A 2,114-nucleotide genomic window follows, 5' to 3' on the forward strand; every position below is an offset into this window, starting at 1 on the left:
GCCAGCGCCGCCGCGCAGAAGCCCAGTTGGAACCGGGCGCGCCTGCGGGCCCGCTCGGGTGGCAGCGCCCAGTGGGTGAGCACGATCCACTGGGCGACCAGCAGCGCCATCACACAGCTCTGGGCGAGGAGTGCCGCGATGTTCGGTACGCCGGTCAGACCGTCCACCCGCACCCACACCGGCGGCAGGGAGACGAAGAAGCTCATGCCCGACAGCGCGAAGACGGCGCACAGGGCGATCAGGGCCGGATCCCGGGAATCCTTGCGCAGAGCCCGGCACTTGTAGAACAGGCCGGCCCAGGCGGCCACGGCCCCCAGGCCGTGCAGAAAAGTGATCATGTGGTGCCCGTCACCCGTCGTCGGTCGTGCGGTGGCCGCGTCCGGCTCTCTGATCCGGTTGCGTCTCGTCCGGCTGCGTCTCGTCCGGCTACATCTCGTCCGGCGCGGAGCCGCGCAGCGAGCGGTCGAGGCGCTCGACCGTCGCCGCGGCCTCGCTGGGGACGTCCCAGTTGCGTTCCAGCGGTGTCCGGTTGGCCGCCTGGAGGATCAGGGAGGCGACCATCTCGGCCTCCTGCTCCTCCGCCGAGGTGTAGTACGTCCGCCGCAGCACCCCCCGCACCATCTCCGGGTCGAGGGTGGGCAGCACCAGCCGGGAGGTCTCCTCGCCGAGCACGGCGCTCTCCTCGTGACCGCAGATCACATGGCCCAACTCGTGGGCGATGATGTGTTCCTGGTGGAGCGGACTGGTGTCGTGCGCGTAAAAGATGTAGTCCACATCCGGTGTGGAGACCCACAGTCCGCACGGCCCGTCCGGGGGCAGCCGCAGGGGCTCCGGGCGTATGGGCCGGCCGTGGCGCTCGGCCACGCTGTCGCACAGCGCCCAGATGTCGAACGGCGACGGGATGTCCAGGCCGCGGACCAGCTTCCGGCAACGCTGGTGCAGCCTCTTGAAGTTCACGGCGGCGTCCCCCCGTCGCGTCAGGGGTGGCTTTCCGTCGGGGCGGTCGGCAGCCCCTCCAGCTCACGGACCCGCTCGATCACCTCGTTGATCGAGTGCAGGCTCTCGGGGGACAGCCCGGCGGCCCGGAGGGCGACGCGCTGGACCTGGGTGTCCCGCAGGGCGACCAGCAGCCGCAGGTCGGCGTTGACCGCCGCCGTGACCCGGTCGTCGAAGAAGTAGGCCGGGGGCACGCCGAAGAACTTCGCCAGCGCCTCCAGGTGTCGCAGCGTCGGATTGTCGCGCTGTCCCCGGCGCAGCAGCCAGATGTAGCTCCCGGAGATCGACACGCCGCCGGCACTGATCGCGCGCGCCACTTCCTCCGTGCTGTACGGCTCGCGGCCGGCCGGAACCACGGTCCGGAACAGGTGGTTGAGCTTGTCGGCGAGCGTGTGCCCGGCTGTGGCGTCCGGTGCTGTGTCCGTTTCTTTCATGATCGCACCTCCCTCCCCGCGTCAATCTAGCGTAAGGCCCGGCACGGGAGTCCATGTGCCCGCCGCCGGATTGTGGTTGACAGCGGCAGCGCCTGCTGCCTAGCGTCCAGACGTCGGTGGGATCGACTGGTGTTGGACGGCTTGCTCCAAGGATCAACCACCAGTTGGCGGCAGGGCCCCGGCGGACGTCTCCGCAGGGCCCCGGTTCCCGCCCCCGCCGGCCGGAGTTCTTCAGAGGGGGATGGCGTGACGACTTCGGGACGGACAGCATCGGTGGAGGCCGCGGGAGACGTACGGACGGCCGGGAGACTCGGGGAGAGGAGCGGCGGACGAGGGCGCGAGGGAGCGGGCAGGAGCGTGCCGGACGGCGACTGCGTGATCGCCGAGACGGTCGTCCTGCCACTGACGGCCCTGCTGCCCGCCGACTCGCCCCGGCTCGACGGCGAGGACCCGCAGCACGTCCGGGAACTGGCGGGGACCCGCCTCCCGCTGCCGCCGATCGTCGTGCACCGATCCACCATGCGGGTCGTCGACGGCATGCACCGGCTGCGCGCCGCCAGGCTGCGCGGCGACGAGAGCATCGCCGCCCGGTACTTCGAGGGCACCGCGGAGGACGCCTTCGTCCACGCCGTCCGGCTGAACACCCTGCAGGGACTGCCGCTCACCCCGGCCGACCGCGCGGCC

General features: G+C 71.4%; 3 protein-coding genes and 1 pseudogene. 1 reads left to right on the forward strand and 3 read right to left on the reverse strand.

Annotated elements, in window-relative coordinates; translation table 11 throughout:
• The 3 genes and pseudogenes from AB0K09_RS32890 to AB0K09_RS32900 all read right to left on the reverse strand — a co-directional run.
• A pseudogene (locus AB0K09_RS32890) lies at positions 1-338 on the reverse strand (hypothetical protein); the annotation flags it as partial.
• An 88-nt stretch (positions 339-426) separates the two neighbouring features.
• Positions 427-957: an ImmA/IrrE family metallo-endopeptidase gene (locus AB0K09_RS32895; RefSeq protein ID WP_366069058.1), complete on the reverse strand. Its 531-nt coding sequence runs from the start codon at positions 955-957 to the stop codon at positions 427-429.
• Between the two features lie 20 nt (positions 958-977).
• Positions 978-1,430, reverse strand: coding sequence for a helix-turn-helix domain-containing protein (locus tag AB0K09_RS32900; protein ID WP_366069059.1), 453 nt, complete (start codon positions 1,428-1,430; stop codon positions 978-980).
• 357 nt (positions 1,431-1,787) lie between these two features.
• Between AB0K09_RS32900 and AB0K09_RS32905 the strand changes: the two genes are divergently transcribed.
• Positions 1,788-2,114: ParB/RepB/Spo0J family partition protein (locus AB0K09_RS32905; protein WP_366069061.1), on the forward strand; the 327-nt coding region annotated here is incomplete at its 3' end.

The sequence above is a fragment of the Streptomyces sp. NPDC049577 genome, from assembly GCF_040675635.1.
GTDB lineage: Bacteria > Actinomycetota > Actinomycetes > Streptomycetales > Streptomycetaceae > Streptomyces.

What these genes read in the sequence shown, in the direction of transcription:
- AB0K09_RS32900 (WP_366069059.1), bottom strand. Translation starts at nt 1,430, where the DNA reads ATGAAAGAAACGGACACAGCACCGGACGCCACAGCCGGGCACACGCTC.